Here is a 1,509-nt window from a genome sequence, read left to right on the forward strand (position 1 = left end):
CGCAAATGGCTGAAGATCTCCTTCATGATAATGGGTTCCACAAGGTCTTCAGTGTTGCCGAGCAACGTGAGCCCGATGGACACTTCCCTACGGTTAACTTCCCTAACCCTGAAGAGAAAGGCGCGATGGATTTGGTTCTCCAGCTCGCACAAAGCGTTGATGCTGATATCGCGTGTGCTAATGACCCAGATGCAGACCGATTCGCCGTTGCGGTTAAACTGCCAGAAGGCGGTTACAAGATGCTCACAGGGGATCAGGTGGGTGTGCTCTTTGCTCACTACCTTGCAGCGAAGTCTTATTCGAAAACGCAATTGGTCGGTAACAGCATCGTATCTTCAACCTTGTTAGAGAAGGTCGCGAATGCCAACGGTGCGCACTATTTCCAAACCTTAACGGGTTTCAAGTGGCTCACCAACGTAGGCATGCAGTTGGAAGACGATAATCATGAGTTTCTTTTCGCCTACGAAGAGGCGCTTGGCTATACAATGGGCACCTTAGTTCGAGATAAAGACGGTCTGTCAGCACTAGTGGTATTTGCTCAACTCGTTGACGAATTGAAATCAAAGGGTAAGACGGTTTGGGACTTGTTGGCTGACATCTACATGCAGCATGGTCTTTACACCAATGCGCAGCGAAGCATCGCTTTAGACCCAAGTGCCCCTTCCATCGGTTCCAAGCTGAGAAGTCAGCAACCGAGTAGCATTGGCGGTATTTCAATACGCGTAATTGAAGACTTACAATCTTCGCTACGCATTACGATTGGTGGCGCGACAGAAGCGATCAACCTGCCTGCAAGTGATGTGCTGATTTATCATCTCGAAGATGGTTCACGCATCATTGTTCGCCCTTCAGGCACAGAGCCAAAAGTGAAGGTGTATTACGAAACCGTCACGGCGTTCGAACAAGGTGAAAACTATGTTGACGCGGTACAACGTGGTGAAGTTTATATCAATCAGCTAATTGAACAGCATCAGAACGAACTCAACCAATAACGCTTTAAAGTCAGCGTCTTAAAAATAAACTAGACGCTTAATCAACTGCTTTTTGGATACAAAAATGGACGCTCAGGCGTCCATTTTTATTCAAACTAGTTTGGTTTAGATTAACCCACAAATGATGACAGCATCCACAGTGACAAAATCACAAACACGCCACCCATCACCTTCTGCTGATACGTTCTGAATTGCGCATTTTCTAATAGAGGCTTGCCTAATGTGCCAGCGAGAGCAACCAGTGCAAAGTTAAAGGTCAGACCTAGCAAATTAAGTAGTAAGCCTAGAACCAGCATCTGTTCTCCAGATGTCGCTTCAATGTTGGTTGAAACAAACTGAGGCAAAAACATCACAAAAAAGACAAGCGCTTTCGGGTTAAGTAGATTACTGATCAACGCTCTTTGGTAATAGGCTTTAGCGGCAGAGTTATCGGTTAACTCAGGAGCATCACCTTGGTCAGAGCGCAGGCAATCCCACACCATCTTCAACAGATAAGCACCACCCAATAGATGCAAAG

1 protein-coding gene and 1 pseudogene are annotated in these 1,509 nt (G+C 46.3%); one reads left to right on the forward strand and one right to left on the reverse strand.

The genetic code is table 11. The annotated features are described in order from the left end of the window. Positions 1-992 (forward strand): annotated as a pseudogene (locus KIV40_RS29140) (phospho-sugar mutase); the annotation flags it as partial. 110 nt (positions 993-1,102) lie between these two features. Here KIV40_RS29140 and KIV40_RS29145 read toward each other — a convergent pair. After that, positions 1,103-1,509, reverse strand: a 407-nt coding sequence (locus tag KIV40_RS29145; RefSeq protein ID WP_285352712.1) for a LysE family translocator, incomplete at its 5' end; no start/stop codon positions are given.

This window comes from Vibrio sp. D173a, assembly GCF_030248475.1.